Below are 17,686 nucleotides of genomic sequence, written 5' to 3' on the forward strand. Positions count from 1 at the left end.
ATTGTCATCTACTGGAGGGAGTCCGGATGTCGGCCCACTGCCAGGTCACCGGGCGCAAGCCCGGATTCGGCAAGTCCGTGTCGCACTCGCACAAGCGGACCAGCCGCCGCTGGAACCCGAACGTCCAGCGCAAGACCTACTACCTGCCCAGCGAAGGCCGGCGCATCACGCTGACCGTCTCCGCCAAAGGCATCAAGACCATCGACCGGGACGGCATCGAGGCCGTGGTGGCGCGCCTGCGCGCCCGCGGCGACAAGATCTGAGGAGCGACCCATGGCGTCGAAATCGACCGACATCCGCCCGATCGTCAAGCTGAAGTCCACAGCCGGTACCGGGTACACCTACGTGACCCGCAAGAACCGCCGCAACGACCCCGACCGCCTCGTGCTGCGCAAGTACGACCCGGTGGTCCGCAAGCACGTCGACTTCCGCGAGGAGCGCTGAGATGGCCAAGAAGTCGAAGATCGAGCGCGATCAGCAGCGCAGGGCGATCGTGGCGCGCTACGCGGCGCGCCGCGCCGAACTGAAGGAGATCATCCGCAAGCCGGGCACGCCGGAGGACGAGCGGGCGGCCGCCCAGGCCGAACTGCGGCGGCAGCCCCGCGACGCCAGTCCGGTACGATTGCGCAATCGGGACGCCGCCGACGGACGACCGCGCGGTCATCTCCGGAAGTTCGGACTTTCCCGTGTGCGTGTGCGCGAGATGGCCCACCGGGGCGAGTTGCCCGGTGTGCACAAATCGAGCTGGTAGACAACCACTGATCTCGTGAGAAGGAACTCGTCATATGGCAGTCAAGCGAGCACCGTCGAAGAAGGTTCGCGCAGAGCAGGCCCGCCGTCCGAAGAAGAACCCGCTCATCGCGGCCGGCATCGAGACGGTCGACTACAAAGACGTGAACCTGCTGCGTACGTTCATCTCCGATCGCGGCAAGATCCGCAGCCGTCGGGTCACCGGGCTCACCCCGCAGCAGCAGCGTCAGGTCGCCGTCGCGGTGAAGAACGCCCGTGAGATGGCGCTGCTGCCGTTCACCAGCCGCTAGGCGCGCCCCGCGCACGAGCGAACCGGAAAGACCCCCGATGCGCGAGCACCGGGGGTCTTTGTCGTCGTCGCTACCGAACCGGCCGGGTCACGGGATGGTCAGCACCTGGCCGGGGTTGATCGCGTCCGGGTTCGGGATGCCGCTGGCATCGGCGATCTCCTGGTAGCGGTTGCCGTCGCCGTAGAAGCGCTCGGCGATGGCCCACAGGGTGTCGCCCGGCTCGACGGTGTAGGTGCGCGGCTCGGGCGCGGGCGGCGGAGGCGGGACCTCCTCGGCGGCCGGAGCCGCGGGCTGCTCCTCCTGCACCGGTTCCGGCTCCGGGGCCGGCAGCGGAGTGTCGGTGTTGGTGCCGGAGGCCCACAGCGCGCTGCCGTCGTTGCCGTACAGCACGACGTTGCGGTCCGCCTGCACGACCAGGCGGTCGGCGGCCTGACCGTTGGTCTCGGTCGCCCACGCGGCGCCGTCGCTCTTGTAGAGGACGAAGTTGCCGTCGTCCTGCAGCACGGCCCGCTCCACGCCCTGGTCGTGCGTCTGGGTGGCCCACACCACATTCCCGCCCGGCTCGGACAGCACCAGATTGCCGTCCTCCTGCAGGGTGAGGGTGTAAGCCCCGCCCTGGAGGGACTGACCCCGTCCGAGTTCTTCGCCTACGCGCAGCGTGTCGACCACGTTGGTTCCTTTCCGGAAAAAGCTGGTAGAGCATCCGACATGACGAGCGCCGCAACGGTTTCGGCGCGCGTCCCCGCAGAACTTACTGGGCTCGAACGGTTTTGGGAGCTATTACGCGCACGGTTCGCGGAACGTTCACTGTGGGGTTCGTCCCAGTGCACCATCCACCCGCGGCGAACTCCGTGAACCGCCGCCGAGACTAGGGTGATCGGTATGGATCGGATCCAGGCCGGACGCGCCGCCACAGTTGTCGCCGTAGTGCTCGCCTGTCTCGCCGCCGCGGGCTGCGGCGGCTCGGACGACGGAACGAAGACGCCGAGCACGAGCGCCGCCACGTCCGCGGCGCCCAGCACGCCGACCGAGGACCCACGCGGGAACCAGGGCAACGAATTCACCGCGGACCCGACCATCGTCGGCGCGCACCCGATCCCCTTCCGATCGTGGACTCGACTGGGAGACAACAAGATAGCCGTGAACTTCGAAACCGGGTCGCCGGAGTGCTACGGCGTGGACGCCACGGTCACCGAGACCGCGTCGACGGTCACGGTGGAACTGCGCTCCGGCAGCCGCGCCGAGGCGGTCGGCCGGATGTGCGCGATGATCGCGGTGTTCGGCACCCTCGAGCTGCCGCTGAAGGAACCGCTCGGCAACCGCACCGTGCTCAGCGCGGTCTAGGACGCCGCGCGCACGGCGGGCCTGCCCATACTCCCCCGTCCGCAACCGGATAGCTGTCGACTTGCGATGGGCGTCGGCACGAAGAACACGGCCTCACCTCGGCACGGTTGCCAGCCGCCCGAACCTTGCCGGACCGCGCGACACCGTTGGAAAGCGAACGAAGAACGCCGCGCCGAATCCTCGATCCGGCGCGGCGTTCGGCGAACTGCCGTCCTCAGTGGGCGAAGTGGCGAGCCCCGGTGAGATAGAGGGTCACACCCGCCTCGCGGGCGACGTCGATGGTCTCCCGGTCGCGCACCGAGCCGCCGGGCTGCACGATGGCGCGGACACCGGCCTGGATCAGGGTCTGCGGACCGTCCGGGAACGGGAAGTAGGCATCGGAGGCCGCCACCGACCCCTTGGCCCGATCCCCCGCCCGCTGGACCGCGAGGCCGACCGCGTCCACGCGATTGACCTGGCCCATGCCGACGCCGACCGAAGCGCCGTCGTGCGCGAGCAGGATGGCGTTGGACTTCACCGCCCGGCAAGCGCGCCAGGCGAACGCCAGGTCGGCGAGCGTCTCCGCGTCGGCGGCCTCGCTCGCGGCCAGCGTCCAGTGGGCCGGGTCGTCGCCCGGCGCGTCCAGCACGTCGCGCTGTTGCAGCAGGACGCCGCCGCTGATCGGGCGCAGTTCCGCGCCAGCGCGCGCCGGCGGCTCGGCGACGAGGATGCGCACGTTCTTCTTGCGCTGCAACACCTCCACCGCGCCGTCGGCGTAGGACGGCGCGACGATCACCTCGGTGAAGATCTCGGCGACCTGCTCGGCCAGCTCCACGGTGACCTCGCGGTTCGCCGCGATCACCCCGCCGTACGCGCTCACCGGATCGCAGGCGTGCGCCTTGCGGTGCGCCTCGGCGATGTCGGCGCCCAGCGCGATGCCGCACGGGTTGGCGTGCTTGATGATCGCCACGGCCGGGGCCTCGTGATCGTAGGCGGCGCGCCAGGCCGCGTCGGCGTCGACGTAGTTGTTGTACGACATCTCCTTGCCGTGCAACTGCCGCGCCTGCGCCAGCCCGAGCTTGCCGTCGCCGTTGACGTACAGGGCGGCGGACTGATGCGGGTTCTCGCCGTAGCGCAACACCGCCGACCGCTCCCAAGTGCCGCCGAGCCACTCGGGGAACCGGGTCGCCGCGTCCTCGGCCGTGTCGCCCGCGCTCAGCACGTCGGTCATCCAGCTCGCGACCGCCACGTCATAACTCGCGGTGTGCTGGAAAGCCTTGGCCGCCAGTGCCGTTCGCTCGGCCAAGGTGAAGCCGCCGGACTTGACCGCGGCGAGCACGTCGTCGTAGTCGCCGCTGTCCACGACCACCGCCACCGACGGGTGGTTCTTCGCCGCGGCGCGCACCATGGACGGCCCGCCGATATCGATCTGCTCCACGCACTCGTCGGGGGTCGCCCCGCTCGCCACGGTCTGGGTGAACGGGTACAGGTTCACCACCACCAGCTGGAACGCCTCGACGCCGAGCTCGACCAGCTGGTCGACGTGCTCCTGCTTTCGCGAGTCGGCCAGGATGCCCGCGTGCACCCGCGGGTGCAGCGTCTTGACCCGGCCGTCGAGGGTCTCCGGGAACCCGGTCAGGTCCTCGACCTTGGTCACCGGGATACCCGCGTCCGCGATCCTGCCCGCGGTGGACCCGGTCGAGACCAGCTCGATGCCCGCCGCGTGCAGACCGGTCGCGAGCTCCACGAGACCCGTCTTGTCGTAGACGCTCACCAGCGCCCTGCTGATCGGCTTGCGTTCACTCACCGGAGAACTCGCTCATCTGGGATAACTGCCTTTCGTCCGTCGGAGACAATGCCTCGCGTCGCGACGGCGGCGACGACCTCCGCCAGCAACCGTCGCTCGACAATCTTGATGCGCTCGTGCAGGGTGGCCTCGTCGTCACCCGGCAGCACCGGCACCGCCTCCTGCGCCAGGATCGGCCCGGTGTCCACGCCCTCGTCGACCAGGTGCACGGTGCAGCCGGTGACCCGCGCTCCGTAGGCGAGCGCGTCGCGCACGCCGTGCGCGCCGGGGAACGCGGGCAGCAGGGCGGGGTGGGTGTTGATGATCCGGCCGCCGAACCGGTCCAGGAACGCGGGGCCGAGCAACTTCATGAAGCCCGCCGACACCACCAGATCCGGCTGGTGCGCGGCGACCGCGTCGGTGAGTTCGGCGTCCCACGCGGCGCGGTCGGGAAAGTCTTTCAGCGCCACCCGGAAATGCGGCACGCCCGCGGCGTCTGCGTGGGCGGTCGCCGCGCAGAGCCGGTCGACGCCGACCGCGACGACCTGCGCCGGATAGCCGGGCTCGGCCGTGGCCTCCAGCAGGGCGTGCAGCAGCGAACCGGTGCCCGACGCCAGGACGACAAGGGTGGCCGGCGTCGTCACGGGCTTCCACGAGGCAGGCTGGGACGTCAGCGCTCTACTCCCCTGATCGGTCGGATGGCGGACGGATGCGGCACCGCCGGGTTAGAGCCTAACGACCGTCCACCCGGTCACTGTCCGGCAGGTCCGCCTCGACCACCTCGGCGTCGACGATGTCGCCCGCGCCGTGCTCGTGGCGGCGGACGCCGGTCTCGATCGCGGGCGGCTCGTCGACGAGCTCGGCGTCCAGCGGGCCTTCCAGCTCGGGCCGGTCGTAGTCGTCGTAGTAGTCGTCGTCCTCGTAATAGTCGCCGTCGTCCGCCGCGTAGTAGTCGTCGTAATCGTCCTCGTCGCGGTAGTCGTCGTAGGGATCGGTGTAGTCGGCCGGTGGAACGCCGACCGGCACCAGGAACCAGCGGGCGAACACCAGGCCCGCGTAGCCGGGAATCGCGAGCCAGGCGAACGTGACCAGCGCGAAGATCGGCAGTCGCAGGCCGACCCTGCCCACCTCGCCGAGTTCGCCGCCAGCGACCGCGCCCGCCACGGTCAGCGCGAGCGCGGCGAGCGCGGCGGAGACGAGCGTGGCCCACGGTGCGCCGATCCGGTCGGTGGAGGTGCGCGCGATGTCCAGCCCGCCGAGCACGCCGACCGCAGCGGGGATCAGCAGCAACACCGGCCACCATCCCGCAGCCGGACCGGTCGGCACCGCGGCGAGCAACGGAAAGGCCGGGATCGGGCCGCCCACGACGGCGAACACCCCGAAGGAGGCGACGCCGATCTGCGCGCTGGAACCGACCAGCACACCGACAGTGTGGATCACCAGGTTCGGCAGATAGGCCACCGAGAGCAGCGTCAGGCCGAGGACGCCCCCGGCATTGCCCGCCGATTGATACATATCGCCGAGCCGCGACACGTGCGCGAGGAAGGACACCACCACCACCGCGGTCGCGCAACTCAGCAGGCGCAGCACGGACCGGCCCGCGCCGTAGAGGCCGGAGACCGCCCAATCGGGCAAGCGCAGCACCACGAACAGCTCGCGCCGCAGCCGGACGGCGATGCCGATCGCGGCGGCCAGCAGATACAACGCGGCCACCCACGCGAACGCGGCGAGGGTGTTGGGCGGTTGCAGCGCGAAGACGCCGGAAGCATCCTCGGTGACCGCGAGGCAGACGGACGTGACCAGCAGCGGACCGCCCACCGCGGCCCCGACGATCCACCCGAGATCCGCGCGGGTGCATTCGGGTTCCACGGCGCGCGCGCATTCCCGCGCGGCCAGCCACACCAGCAGTCCGGTGGGCAACAGCGGGAGCAATCCGAGCGAGGTCTTGCCGATCACCAGCGAAACCTGGTGCACGCCCAGCCAGGAGGCGGCGATCGCGCCGGACGCGCCGTCCAGATCGCTGCCCGCCGCCAGCAGCGTGGCGAGCACGAGGACGACCAGGGTGGTCAGCCCGAACGCGGACGGGCGGCCCGCGACGGCGATGAGGACTCTGGAGCGCTCCGGGGTGAGGGACAGAAACCCGGCTTCGTCCGCGTCGGGGTGCGGCTGCGACGAGCGCGGCCCGCCGATCCGGCGGGCCGAGGAGTTTCTGGAGGAGCTCATGACATTTCAGCGTGGCATCCTCCCCGGCGCGAACGGGTCAGGCGCGCCGCTGGCACGCGATCGCCGCACCGGGGAGGAGTCCGCCGAGTTCGCTACTTGTTCTTGTCGTCCGAGGGGCGGAACGCCTGAGTGGCGTCCGAGGACGGGTCGCCGCTCTGCTCGCCGCCGAACGGACCGCTCTGCTGGCTCTGCTGGCCCTGCTGGGCCTGCTGGCCCTGCTGCTGGCCGTAGCTGGGCGAACCGTAGGGCGACTGCTGGCCGGACTGCTGCTGGCCCCCGAAGTGCTGGGTCACGCTCTCGTCCGGACGCGGCTGCGCGCCATAGGGCGAACCCGGCTGCTGCTGCGCGCCGTAGGCCGTGGTCGGCTGGCTCTGCCCGTAGGGCGACTGCGGCTGTCCGTACGCCTGGCCCGCCTGGCTCTGTCCGTAGCCCGGCTGGCTCTGCCCGTAAGGCGACGGCTGCCCTTGCTGGGAGGGGAATTGCGGCGGCGCGGACTGCGTGCCGTACCCGCCCTGCCCGTAGGAACTCGCGCCGTAGCCGGGCTGCTGGCCCGGCTGCCCGTAGGACGGCTGCCCTTGCCCGAACGACGCCTGCTGGCCGTAGCCGCCCTGGCCGAACCCGCCCGGCGCGGCGGCCGGACGCGGTGCGGGCGCCTTGATGATGCCCACCTCGAACAGCGTCGCGGCGATCGCCACCGCCGCCTGCACGAACGACAGCACCAGCAGGACGTACGCACCCGCCTTCAGCTCGCTGCCCGCACCGAAGTTGAACGACTGGAACAGCAGCGCGACGAAGCCAGCGGTCGAAACCGCCGCGGCCGCGCCGGTCCAGTTCTGCTTGGGCAGCAGCGACAGCGCGGCGAGCAGGCCGCCGAGCAGCAGCAGGCCCAGCAGCGGCGAGCCGGACGCCACCTCGAAGGCGTTGCGCGTCTCCGCACCGCTGACCCTGGTGCCGCCGAAATCGATCGGCTTGCTGCCGAGGAATGGCAGGAAGCCGAGCAGGAAGTTGATCACGCCGAGCGCCGCTACGCCGACCACCAGGAAGAACGGCAGACCTTTGGCATCGGAACCGGTAGCGCTCGAACCTGAAGTGGCACCACCCGCGGCCGGGCTCTGGCTGGATGGCGCTGAGGGCGAGGGTGTGGTGTACCCGGAGCCCCCGGTCGGGTAGGACATGTCGTCGTCTCCTAAATCGAGTCGTACATGGTCTTCACGGCTGGATTACTTCTGACGCTACTGCACTCCCTCGCTCGGGTCATCCCGCCGCGACGGCCGGAAGAGACGGGTTCGCCCGCGTTCCGGCAGGTCGCGGCCGGTGTCCGGCGCGGAGTTCCTAGCGAGACCACCTACCGCTCATTGAAACTGTTGCCCGCGATGGCGCTTTTCACACCACACGGATTCTCAACGGCGGGGAATTCCGGGTGACGATCCGATGAACCATCCGCCCGGCTGCGTCGTGATGGCTGACGAGGAGAACCACGAGTGGCCGGTCAGGACGCTCGGCTTCTGCCCAAGCCTGAGCCCACCGCCACACATGACGAAGGCCGCCCCCCGAACTCGGAGGCGGCCTTCGTGCACGGTGGGAGATCAGGCGCTGATGCTGGCCTTCTCCAGGATCTCGCGGGCCAGCGCGGCGGTCTCGGACGGCGTCTTGCCGACCTTCACGCCCGCGGCCTCCAGCGCGTCCTTCTTCGCCTGGGCGGTGCCCGACGAGCCGGACACGATGGCGCCCGCGTGGCCCATCGTCTTGCCCTCGGGGGCGGTGAAGCCCGCCACGTAGCCGACGACCGGCTTGGTGACGTTGGCCTTGATGTAGGCCGCGGCGCGCTCCTCGGCGTCGCCGCCGATCTCGCCGATCATCACGATCAGCTGGGTCTCCGGGTCCTTCTCGAACGCCTCGATGGCGTCGATGTGGGTGGTGCCGATGACCGGGTCGCCGCCGATGCCGATGGAGGTCGAGAAGCCGAAGTCGCGCAGCTCGTACATCATCTGGTAGGTCAGCGTGCCCGACTTGGAGACCAGGCCGATCGGGCCCTTGCCGGTGATGTTGGCGGGGGTGATGCCGACCAGCGACTCGCCGGGGGTGATGATGCCGGGGCAGTTCGGGCCGATGATCCGGGTCTTGTTGCCCTTCTCCACGTTGTAGGCCCACGCGTAGGCGGTGTCCTGCACCGGGATGCCCTCGGTGATGACCACCAGCAGCGGGATCTCCGCGTCGATGGCCTCGATGATGGCGTCCTTGGCGAACTTCGGCGGCACGAACGCGATGGACACGTCTGCGCCGGTCTCCTTGATGGCCTCGGCGACGGTGCCGAAGACCGGCAGCTCGACCGCGTTGCCGTCCTTGTCGGTGTGCGCGACGGTGGTGCCCGCCTTGCGCGCGTTCACACCGCCCACGATCTGGGTGCCCGCCTTCAGCATCAGCGCGGTGTGCTTGGTGCCCTCGCCGCCGGTGATGCCCTGGACGATGACCTTGGAGTCCTTGTTCAGGAAGATAGACATTCTTTTCGTCCTTACTCGGCCGTCGTTATCGGGCGGCTGCCAGTTCGGCGGCCTTGTCGGCGCCTTCGTCCATTGTCTGCGCCAGCGTCACCAGCGGGTGGTTGGCGTCGGCCAGGATCTTGCGACCCTCCTCGACGCGGTTGCCGTCCAGGCGGACGACCAGCGGCTTGTTGGCCTCGTCGCCCAGGATCTCCAGCGCCTTCACGATGCCGTTGGCGACCGCGTCACACGCGGTGATGCCGCCGAACACGTTGACGAACACGCTCTTGACCTGGTTGTCGTTCAGGATGACGTCCAGACCCGCCGCCATCACCTCGGCCGAGGCGCCGCCGCCGATGTCCAGGAAGTTGGCCGGCTTCACGCCGCCGTGGCCCTCGCCCGCGTAGGCGACGACGTCCAGGGTGGACATGACCAGGCCCGCGCCGTTGCCGATGATGCCGACCTCGCCGTCGAGCTTGACGTAGTTGAGGTCGTTCTCCTTGGCCTTCAGCTCGAGCGGGTCGGTCGCGTCCTTGTCGGCGAACGCCTCGTGCTCCGGGTGGCGGAATCCGGCGTTCTCGTCCAGGGTGACCTTGCCGTCCAGCGCGAGGATCTCGTCCTGCGGGGTGCGCACCAGTGGGTTGACCTCGACCAGGGTGGCGTCCTCGGCGACGAAGACCTCCCACAGCTTCTGGATGGTCACGGCCGCGGCGTCCAGCACGTCGGCGGGCAGGTGGCCCTGCTCGGCGATCGAACGCGCGAACGCCAGGTCGACGCCCTTGACCGCGTCGACGGGAACCTTCGCAAGCCGCTCCGGCTTGGTGGCGGCGACCTCTTCGATCTCCATGCCGCCCTCGACCGAGCACATGGCCAGGTAGGTCCGGTTGGCCCGGTCCAGCAGGAAGGAGATGTAGTACTCCTCCGCGATGTCCTTGGCCTCGGCCACCAGGATCTTCTTGGTGATGTGGCCCTTGATGTCCAGGCCGATGATGTTCTGCGCGTGCGTGAGCGCGTCGTCCGGGGTCGCGGCGTACTTGACGCCACCGGCCTTGCCGCGGCCACCGGCCTTCACCTGGGCCTTGATCATCACCGGCTTGCCGATTTCCGCCGCGATGGCGCGGGCGTCCTCGGCCGTGTCCGTGACGCGGCCCTCGGACGAAGGCACTCCGTGCTTAACGAAGAGCTCCTTCGCCTGATATTCGAAGAGATCCATGTACTCACCGTCTCGTCTGCGTTGTGATGACAACGTCTTTGTTGGCGGCCCGACGTCGGAAGCGGGTCGGGTCGGACTCTAACCAGTCACATGGAGGGCCAATCGGCCACGTTCATCCTAAGTGGCGCAGGTCACGGAGCAACGTCCGGAGCGGCAAAACCGCTGGCCAACGCTACTGGCGAGTAGGTTGCTGGCGGCGCGCCAGGTAGAGCGGGCGCCCGAGGGCGACGGCGCCGTCTACTACAAATCGTCGTTGATCGACCTCTCCGGGATGCCCATACCGCAGTGAGATATTCCGAGGAAGAAGAGTGATGAATCTCACATGTTTGTTACGAACCCTGCGCATCGCTTGTCGCGGCTCAATCGTTTCGTTACCGTCATTGCGGTCGATGTCACAACACGGTCACGACTAGGAGGACGGCAAGTTTGACGCAGCACAGCGCTCCGCAGACGGAGAGCCGCTCCGCATTCGACCGATCGACGCCGCTGGTCAGGCGGCATTCGAGTTCCACCAGCTTCACGATGTGGCACCGCCGATGAACCACAGCTCCACTTTCGCTCTCACCGATCGCTCGCGGACGGGACATCGTTACCGCCCTGATGACGAGCCGTTCGCCCCGGCGAGCTACGCCTCCTACGAGGCTCCGCAGGGCGAGTACGACTTCCAGCCCGCCGATGCCGGATACGGCTTCGAGGCCGAGCAGCCCGTCCACGACGGTGGCTACGACCAATCGGCCTACGCGAACGCGGCCGCGGACAACTCCTGGGCCACGAACAACGCGTGGGCGCAACAGAATTGGACGCAGCAAGAGGCCTGGTCCGATGGCGCCGCCTGGAACTCCGGCGAGGCGTGGGCCGAAGAGGAGACCTGGGCGCCCGACGAGCGGTCCTGGGTGTCCGACACCGGCTGCTGGGCTCCCGAGGAGTCCTGGGCGACCGAGACCACCGAGCCCGAGCCCGAAGAGCCGAGCGCACCCGCTCTCCCGACCGTCATCCCGGCGCGCCGCGCGGCGAACAAGCGCGGTGGCGCGCATCGGGTGGCAGCGCCGCCCGCCGCGCTGAAGGGGCGCGCCGCGGTGGCGGCCGTCGCCGCCGGCGCCGTGGTAGCGGCCGGGCAGGCCGCGTTCGCCTCGCCCGAGCAGCCGTCGCAGGCGGTCGACTACGAAGCCGCGGGGCAGATCCACGAGATCGCCGCCCAGTCGATGAACGTGGCCGATCCGACGGCCTCGCCGGACTCCCCCCAGGTGCTGAGCGTTTCCGCGCCGGCCAACCTCGATCAGTTCAACGACATTCTGCAGAAGGGCCAGAAGTACGCCGAAGACCTCGCCGCCCAGGAGGCGTCGAAGCTGCGGCCGCTCTTCAGCAGGTTCGCCGCAGGCACTTTCACGTCCGGCTTCGGCGCCCGCTGGGGCGTGCAGCACCTCGGCATCGATATCGCGGGCCCGATCGGCACCCCGATCTACGCCGTCGCCGACGGCACCGTGATCGAGGCCGGTCCCGCGTCGGGCTTCGGCATGTGGGTCCGCCTGCTGCACGACGACGGCACCATCACCATCTACGGCCACATCGACACCGCCACGGTGTCGGCGGGCCAGCGGGTGCTCGCCGGTGACCAGATCGCCACCATCGGCAACCGCGGGTTCTCCACCGGCCCGCACTGCCACTTCGAGGTCTGGCTGAACGGCACCGACAAGGTCGATCCGCTGCCCTGGCTCGCCACCCGCGGCATCAGCCTCGGGCCGCAGCGCGACTGAAACGGCGGCCGTCCGCACATCGCTGACCCGCATCCAGCGACGGCCGATCGCGATACGGCGGACGGAACGGCCTCACATGGCAGGGATGCCGGTAGGGCCGGTGTCCTTGAACAGTTCGGGGGCCGTGCGACGAACTTCGCCCAAGGCAGTGGTGGCACGCGCGGATTTCACGGCGTGCAGAGCGGGTACGGCGGTGCGCCACATGTCGACAGCGTCGGTGTGCTTGCCGAGTTTCCAGCGCAGCAGCCCGGTTTCAGCAGCGCTGAGCGCCCACACACGGGCGTGCGTCTCGCGATCCCAGATGGTGGTGGCCAGCTCGTAACAACGTGCGGCATTGGCGAGGTCGCCTAGGGCGAGGAACGTCTTTGCGGTCTGGTCCACAACCGTCCCCTTGTTGGGGCACCACATCGACACCCAGCGGGGCTGTTCGCTGGTCAGGTCAGGAGTTATGTGGGTTCAGCGGTGCGCAGAGCGGCCAGTGCTCGACTGTGGTCGCCGGTTTCGGCGTGGCAGCGTGCGACTGCGATCGTGAGCAATGCCGCCACATCCGGTCCGAGTCGGCCGCCGTCCCGAGTTACGGCCGCTTCGGCGAGGGCGGGACTACGCCGTAGCCGGAGCCGTGGCTCAGGAGGCCGAAGGGGTCGGTGGCGGGAGTGTCCGCCCATCGCGGCTGGCGGCTCGCGCGGTGGTGATCGACGTGTGCGACCACGTCGGCCGCAGGTGCGAACCAGCCACGTCTACGGCGCTGCCGCGATCGCGAGGCCGATCAGCGCGGCGACCTTGACGACCTCCAAGCCGATGTACCAGTAGTGCGCGTGGGAGCGCGGCAGATCCTCGCCGGCCAGTACGCGATCGGACCGGCGGGACAGTGGCGGGCGAACCGCCACGATTTGGACGGCCAGCACTACTGCGGCGATGCCGAGCCACACCCAGGTCGCGGTGCCGGGGGCGACGATCAGGGCCGCGAGTACCAGCAGTGCCGCGAGCACTGCTTCGACGGTGTTGAGCGCGCGGAACACCAAGCGGCCGATGCCGAGACCCAGCGGCAGTGTGACGCCGGGGGCGCGGAACTTCAGGGGCGCTTCCAGGAAGGAGATGGCCAGCACCATGCCGAGCCAGAGCATGGGCAGGAACCACAGGAGATGCTGTGCGATCGTATCCACGTCGCGGACCCTACCGGCGCGCGGCGGATGCGGGCAGGGTCCAAAGGCCCGCGCGGCTCACAGCTTGACCAGCGTGCGGCTGTACTGCGGGATCAACCGGATCTTGCCCGCGGTGCCGAAGTCGATGGTCACGGTGGCCAGTGGCCCGAAGCCCTCGGCGGCGATCACCCGGCCGAGACCGTACTTGTCGTCGCTGACCCGATCGCCCACGGCGAGAACCAGATTGGTGTTGTTGCGGGTCGCGCCGCCGGGAGCGGGCCTGCGCGGTCCGCGATCACGCAAGCCGGGCCGCGGCTCCGACCATCCGTCGCCGCGCGTCCAGTCCCGTTCCAATCCGTCGTCGTCGCCGCGCCGTCGCAGACCCCGCGTTCCGGGTGAACCGGCGGGCTCGAGCCGGCGCCAGTCGATGAGGTGACCCGGAATCTCATGCAAAAAGCGCGATTCGGGGTTCGACACCGGCTGGCCCCATCCGGAACGCACCACCGCGCGCGTCAGATACAGCCGCTGCCTGGCCCTGGTGATGCCGACGTAGGCGAGGCGGCGTTCCTCGGCCAGCTCGGTCGGATCGCCGAGCGCCCGCATGTGCGGGAACTGCCCGTCCTCCCAGCCGGTCACGAACACCACCGGGAATTCCAGCCCCTTGGCGGTGTGCAGGGTCATCATCGTGACCACGCCGGAGCCCTCGTCCGGAATCTGGTCGGTGTCGGCCACCAGCGAGACGCGCTCCAGGAACGCGGCGAGCGAACCCGGATCCGGCTCGCCTTCGCCCACCTCGGGCAACAGCCCCTCCTGCCGGGCCGCCTCCGCGTTGTTACGCGCCTCGGAGCTGAATTCCCGTGCGACACTGACCAACTCGTTGAGGTTGTCCAGCCGGGCGCCGTCCTGCGGGTCGTCGGAAGCCTCCAGCTCGGCGCGATAGCCGGTGCGCTCGAGCACCGCCTCGACGACGTTGCCCACATCGGGAAAGTCGGATTCCGCTTGTTCGCCTGCGGCCCTGATGTCGTCGAGCAGTTCGAGGAAGCCCGCGATGGCGCGCTGCGCGCGCGTGTTCAGCAGCGCCACCTTGCCTTCTGCGGCGTCGCGCAAGGCGGCGGCGAAACCGATCCCGCGCTGTTCGGCATGCACCGCCACGCAGGCTTCGGCCCGATCGCCGATGCCGCGGCGCGGGGTGTTCAGGATGCGGCGCATGCTCACCGCGTCGTCGGGGTTCTCCAGCACGCGAAGGTAGGCGACCACGTCGCGTACCTCTTTGCGCTCGTAGAAGCGGACGCCGCCGACCACCTTGTAAGGCAGGCCCATCCGGATGAAGATCTCTTCCAGCGCGCGGGAGTTGTTGTTCGTGCGGTAGAACACCGCGACATCGCCGTAATTGGCATCGCCTTGGTCGACCAGCCGGTCGATCTCGCGGGCGACGAACGACGCCTCGTCGTGCTCGTTGTCGGCGACGTAGCCGGTGATCAGCTCGCCCTCGCCGGAATCGGTCCACAGCTTCTTGTCGCGCCGGTTCTCGTTGCGCGAGATCACCGCGTTGGCGGCGGAGAGGATGTGCTGGGTGGAGCGGTAGTTCTGCTCCAGCAGAATGGTTTCCGCGTCGGGGAAGTCGCGCTCGAACTCCTCGATATTGCGGATCGTCGCGCCGCGGAAGGCGTAGATGGACTGATCTGCGTCGCCCACCACGCACAGTTCGCTCGGCGGCACCCGGTCCTGCGCCGCGTCTTCCACGTGGTGGCCGACCAGCTCGCGGACCAGCACGTATTGCGCGTGGTTGGTGTCCTGGTACTCGTCCACCAGCACGTGCCGGAACCGGCGGCGGTAGTACTCGGCGACCTGCGGGTGGTTCTGCAGCAGCGCCACCGTCTCGCCGATCAGATCGTCGAAGTCCAGCGCGTTCGCCGAGCGCAGCCTGCGTTGATACTCGGTGTAGACCCGCGCCACCAGGCCGGGCAGCTCCGTGTCGTCCGATTCCGCGTCGGCGGTGGCCCGGGCCGGGTCGATGAGTTCGTTCTTCAGATTCGAGATCGCCGTCGCCAGCAGCCGCGCCGAGTACTTCTTGGCGTCGATGTCCAGGTCGCGGCTGATCATGGTGAGCAGGCGGCGGGAATCGTCCGCGTCGTAGATGGAGAAATTGGAGTTCAGGCCGGGCAGCAGCGCCGCCTGGGTGCGCAGGATGCGGACGCAACTGGAGTGGAAGGTGGAGACCCACATGGCGTTCGCCCGGGGGCCGACCAGCCCGGTCACCCGCTCCCGCATCTCCGCGGCGGCTTTGTTGGTGAACGTGATGGCCAGCACCTGGCCCGGCGTGACGCCGCGGGCGGCCAGCAGGTAGGCGATGCGACGGGTGAGCACGGCCGTCTTGCCCGAGCCCGCGCCCGCCACGATGAGCAGTGGGGAACCGGTGTGCACCACCGCCGCGCGCTGCTGCGGATTCAGGCCGTCGAGCAGGCGCTCGGCCTCCTCGGCGCGCCGCTGTTCCCGCTCGACACGCTGCCGCTCGCGCTCGGCATCCGTCGGCGGCGCCTCCGGAATGGCGGCAGGCTGCGCCGCCTCCGCTGCCTTACCGCCGGCGAGCTGCGGTTTCGATGTCGGATCCGGGTGCACGACCCGACCGGCCTGCGTCTTGGGAGCCACCGTGATGTCCATCGTCCATCCACGCTACCGGCGGCCACCGACAGAGATGAAGCCCCGGGTGACATCGGTATCGGTTCGGCCCCGGCCGACTGAACGGCGAGTGAACTCCCCCTGGTGGGAAGGGTGCGTGAAACGACCAGCGATTCTCGCGCGATTGCCAAACGTACCCGTTTTGCATACCCCCCAGCCCGTGGCACACTGGCGACATGCTCAGCGCTTTCGCAAGACATCCGATTCGGCGGCCAGCCGAACGCCGGGATCGCGGAGCCTGTACCTGAGCACACCTACTTGGGGGGACAATACAAGGCCCCACCAGGTCTGTTTCACGGTGAAAGAACTGATCGGTAACGAGCCGTCGGCACGCGCCGATCGAAGTTCTGACACGAGGAGATGAATGATGAGCACCCCTGCCACGACGACCGGGTCCGAATCCGCGCTGCCGCAGACCGAGGCCGAGATCGACAAGCTCCGCAAGGAGATCGACCGTCTCGACGCGGAGATCCTGGCCGCGATCAAGCGCCGGACGGAGATTTCCCGGATCATCGGCCGGACGCGCATGGCGTCGGGCGGGCCGCGCCTGGTGCACAGCCGCGAGATGAAGGTGCTGGAGCGCTTCAGCGAACTCGGCCAGGAGGGCCACACCCTCGCCATGCTGCTGCTTCGCCTCGGCCGCGGTCGCCTCGGCCACTGAACCGATAGCACGCGGCGCTCGTGAGACCGTCGCTTCCGAACAGGCCGCCCCGGGTGTCTTGCACCCCGGGGCGGTCGCTTCATGTCCGCCCATGCCGGCCCACCGACGCTATCCGGGTTCCGCGGCCGTTGCCTGCCCTGCGGTGGAATCGTTCAGGACACGCAGGTCGGCCCTCAGCTCGGCTTCGATAGGTTCCGCATGCGAGCGAATGGCGGGATGAACGTGGCGAAGATACTCGAGGTCCTGACTCGTCCGTTCGATCGCGGCCGCTCGTTCCGCGGGGGTGCCCTCGGCCGCGATCGTGCGATTGGTCAGAACACGCCAATCTATTCCCGATTCGTCCAGCGCCTGTCGCAACGCCGCACCGGGCGGCTGATGCAACCCGATGAAATCTATGTCCGCGGTCGTGAGATCGAACATTTGGGCTTCGAAGAAATGGCCGGCGCGAAAGTCCGCTCCGAGATAGTCGCGGCCGATGGGAGCCATACCGTTCACTCCGGCGCCATAGGAGTATTCCGAAGGGTTGTCCACGGGGGAGGGTATCGCCAGTTCCCTCTCCACCAGCGAGTCACCGAACGTGATGGTCGTTCGTGACCGGGCCTCCGGCTTCAGGTAGATCTGATTGTCGCCGTAGTTCAGCTCCGACAACGCATCGATCATGCCGTCTTGGGACGGTCGCACTCCGTCCACGGCGACGTAGCCGTAGACGGGCGGGTTGTCGTGGACGTGCGGGCCGAACCACTCGGCCTCGGCATGGGCGCGAACGCCCGCGGGGTTGCGAATGCCCCTGATCCGCCCTTCCTCGAGGATTGCCAGGAGTTTGTCGTCGCGGACGCGGATAGCGAGCGGTTTCCCGTCGAGCGCGTCTTTCAGCTCACGCCGCATCTGCTCGCGTACCTCGGCGCTGTCCCGGCCGAGAGAAGCCGCCGTTTCCTCGATTCTCCGGTCGATGAGGGCGTATTGCTCCAGCCGCGACAGCCGACGGTTGGCTATGAAGTCGCCCAATTCCTCGTTGGTCGGTGTTCTCTCGCCGAAACGTCGATTCAGGTCGGCTTCGAGTCGCTGTCCGGCCCGGCTCAGCGACGCTCGGTCCGGCGGCGGGGGGCACAAATCCCGCCTGGGACCGGCATCGCCACCTGCCGCACGCCGGATCGCGAGGTCACCGTCGGCGTCGCCGTGCGTGTGGGCCTCGATGACGTGCCGGGAACCGCGGGCCGCGCCTGTCTTCATGTCCGCGACGCCCTCGGCTCCCTTCTCGGTCAGCCGTTTCAGATCGTCCACGACCCGCAAGAAGGCTCTGACGATGCCGTTGCTCAATCCGGCATCACCGGCGCCCGCGCCTTCTCATGATCAGCCCCTTCGCCGCCTCCTCCGACCCCAGGTCG

20 protein-coding genes are annotated in these 17,686 nt (G+C 69.0%); 8 read left to right on the top strand and 12 right to left on the bottom strand.

Annotation, left to right across the window (positions count from 1 at the left end):
* Nucleotides 1-26: 26 nt before the first annotated feature.
* Genes rpmB through rpsR form a run of 4 tightly spaced genes read left to right on the top strand, consistent with a single transcriptional unit; the run spans nucleotide 27 to nucleotide 1,040 of the window.
* Nucleotides 27-263: a 50S ribosomal protein L28 gene (gene rpmB, locus ACH49X_RS30670; protein WP_063052922.1), complete on the top strand. Its 237-nt coding sequence runs from the start codon at nucleotides 27-29 to the stop codon at nucleotides 261-263.
* Nucleotides 264-273: 10 nt separating this feature from the next.
* Nucleotides 274-444 (top strand): 50S ribosomal protein L33, encoded by a 171-nt coding sequence (rpmG, locus tag ACH49X_RS30675; RefSeq protein WP_019049259.1) that lies wholly within the window; start codon nucleotides 274-276, stop codon nucleotides 442-444.
* A gap of 1 nt (nucleotide 445) precedes the next feature.
* Nucleotides 446-751: a 30S ribosomal protein S14 gene (gene rpsN, locus ACH49X_RS30680; RefSeq protein ID WP_195078376.1), complete on the top strand. Its 306-nt coding sequence runs from the start codon at nucleotides 446-448 to the stop codon at nucleotides 749-751.
* A gap of 34 nt (nucleotides 752-785) precedes the next feature.
* Nucleotides 786-1,040, top strand: coding sequence for a 30S ribosomal protein S18 (gene rpsR, locus ACH49X_RS30685; protein WP_011211513.1), 255 nt, complete (start codon nucleotides 786-788; stop codon nucleotides 1,038-1,040).
* A gap of 87 nt (nucleotides 1,041-1,127) precedes the next feature.
* Here rpsR and ACH49X_RS30690 read toward each other — a convergent pair whose 3' ends face one another.
* Nucleotides 1,128-1,709: a LysM peptidoglycan-binding domain-containing protein gene (locus ACH49X_RS30690; RefSeq protein ID WP_195078375.1), complete on the bottom strand. Its 582-nt coding sequence runs from the start codon at nucleotides 1,707-1,709 to the stop codon at nucleotides 1,128-1,130.
* A gap of 213 nt (nucleotides 1,710-1,922) precedes the next feature.
* On the opposite strand from ACH49X_RS30690, the gene ACH49X_RS30695 reads away from it, so the two are divergent.
* A complete protein-coding gene (locus tag ACH49X_RS30695; RefSeq protein ID WP_357208062.1) occupies nucleotides 1,923-2,384 on the top strand; it encodes a hypothetical protein in 462 nt (153 codons plus the stop codon).
* Nucleotides 2,385-2,598: 214 nt separating this feature from the next.
* Here ACH49X_RS30695 and purH read toward each other — a convergent pair whose 3' ends face one another.
* The 7 genes from purH to ACH49X_RS30730 form a co-directional block, all read right to left on the bottom strand.
* Entirely contained in the window at nucleotides 2,599-4,170 is a 1,572-nt protein-coding gene (purH, locus tag ACH49X_RS30700; RefSeq protein WP_357208065.1) for a bifunctional phosphoribosylaminoimidazolecarboxamide formyltransferase/IMP cyclohydrolase, read from the bottom strand.
* Nucleotides 4,167-4,793, bottom strand: coding sequence for a phosphoribosylglycinamide formyltransferase (gene purN, locus ACH49X_RS30705; RefSeq protein ID WP_397071538.1), 627 nt, complete (start codon nucleotides 4,791-4,793; stop codon nucleotides 4,167-4,169). Before purN ends, purH begins: the two co-directional genes overlap by 4 nt.
* Before the next feature lie 88 nt (nucleotides 4,794-4,881).
* Entirely contained in the window at nucleotides 4,882-6,372 is a 1,491-nt protein-coding gene (locus ACH49X_RS30710; protein ID WP_357208067.1) for a DUF6350 family protein, read from the bottom strand.
* 92 nt (nucleotides 6,373-6,464) lie between these two features.
* Nucleotides 6,465-7,547, bottom strand: coding sequence for a DUF5336 domain-containing protein (locus ACH49X_RS30715; RefSeq protein ID WP_357208070.1), 1,083 nt, complete (start codon nucleotides 7,545-7,547; stop codon nucleotides 6,465-6,467).
* 411 nt (nucleotides 7,548-7,958) lie between these two features.
* Nucleotides 7,959-8,873: a succinate--CoA ligase subunit alpha gene (gene sucD / locus ACH49X_RS30720; RefSeq protein ID WP_195078370.1), complete on the bottom strand. Its 915-nt coding sequence runs from the start codon at nucleotides 8,871-8,873 to the stop codon at nucleotides 7,959-7,961.
* Between the two features lie 25 nt (nucleotides 8,874-8,898).
* Nucleotides 8,899-10,065 (bottom strand): ADP-forming succinate--CoA ligase subunit beta, encoded by a 1,167-nt coding sequence (sucC, locus tag ACH49X_RS30725; RefSeq protein ID WP_195078369.1) that lies wholly within the window; start codon nucleotides 10,063-10,065, stop codon nucleotides 8,899-8,901.
* A 392-nt stretch (nucleotides 10,066-10,457) separates the two neighbouring features.
* Nucleotides 10,458-10,586, bottom strand: a complete 129-nt coding sequence (locus ACH49X_RS30730; protein ID WP_323124150.1) for a hypothetical protein — start codon at nucleotides 10,584-10,586, stop codon at nucleotides 10,458-10,460.
* 15 nt (nucleotides 10,587-10,601) lie between these two features.
* Between ACH49X_RS30730 and ACH49X_RS30735 the strand changes: the two genes are divergently transcribed.
* A complete protein-coding gene (locus ACH49X_RS30735) occupies nucleotides 10,602-11,819 on the top strand; it encodes a M23 family metallopeptidase (RefSeq protein WP_195078368.1) in 1,218 nt (405 codons plus the stop codon).
* Between the two features lie 72 nt (nucleotides 11,820-11,891).
* On the opposite strand, the gene ACH49X_RS30740 is transcribed toward ACH49X_RS30735, so the two are convergent.
* The 3 genes from ACH49X_RS30740 to pcrA all read right to left on the bottom strand — a co-directional run bounded on the left by ACH49X_RS30740 (nucleotide 11,892) and on the right by pcrA (nucleotide 15,622).
* The gene (locus ACH49X_RS30740; protein WP_357208071.1) at nucleotides 11,892-12,200 is read right to left on the bottom strand and encodes a hypothetical protein; all 309 of its coding nucleotides are present in this window, start codon (nucleotides 12,198-12,200) and stop codon (nucleotides 11,892-11,894) included.
* Nucleotides 12,201-12,556: 356 nt separating this feature from the next.
* Complete coding sequence (locus tag ACH49X_RS30745; protein ID WP_357208073.1) at nucleotides 12,557-12,982, bottom strand: hypothetical protein; 426 nt, start codon at nucleotides 12,980-12,982, stop codon at nucleotides 12,557-12,559.
* A gap of 57 nt (nucleotides 12,983-13,039) precedes the next feature.
* Complete coding sequence (gene pcrA / locus ACH49X_RS30750; protein WP_357208075.1) at nucleotides 13,040-15,622, bottom strand: DNA helicase PcrA; 2,583 nt, start codon at nucleotides 15,620-15,622, stop codon at nucleotides 13,040-13,042.
* A gap of 385 nt (nucleotides 15,623-16,007) precedes the next feature.
* Here pcrA and ACH49X_RS30755 point away from each other — a divergent pair, with 385 nt between their 5' ends.
* Entirely contained in the window at nucleotides 16,008-16,301 is a 294-nt protein-coding gene (locus ACH49X_RS30755) for a chorismate mutase (RefSeq protein ID WP_062977356.1), read from the top strand.
* A 108-nt stretch (nucleotides 16,302-16,409) separates the two neighbouring features.
* Here the strand turns inward: ACH49X_RS30755 and ACH49X_RS30760 are convergent, their stop codons facing one another.
* On the bottom strand, nucleotides 16,410-16,961 hold the full coding sequence (locus ACH49X_RS30760) for a hypothetical protein (RefSeq protein WP_195078364.1): 552 nt from the start codon (nucleotides 16,959-16,961) through the stop codon (nucleotides 16,410-16,412).
* A gap of 60 nt (nucleotides 16,962-17,021) precedes the next feature.
* Between ACH49X_RS30760 and ACH49X_RS30765 the strand changes: the two genes are divergently transcribed.
* On the top strand, nucleotides 17,022-17,651 hold the full coding sequence (locus ACH49X_RS30765) for a hypothetical protein (protein ID WP_357208078.1): 630 nt from the start codon (nucleotides 17,022-17,024) through the stop codon (nucleotides 17,649-17,651).
* Nucleotides 17,652-17,686 lie beyond the last annotated feature (35 nt).

This window comes from Nocardia sp. NPDC019323, from assembly GCF_044389845.1.
GTDB lineage: Bacteria > Actinomycetota > Actinomycetes > Mycobacteriales > Mycobacteriaceae > Nocardia > Nocardia implantans.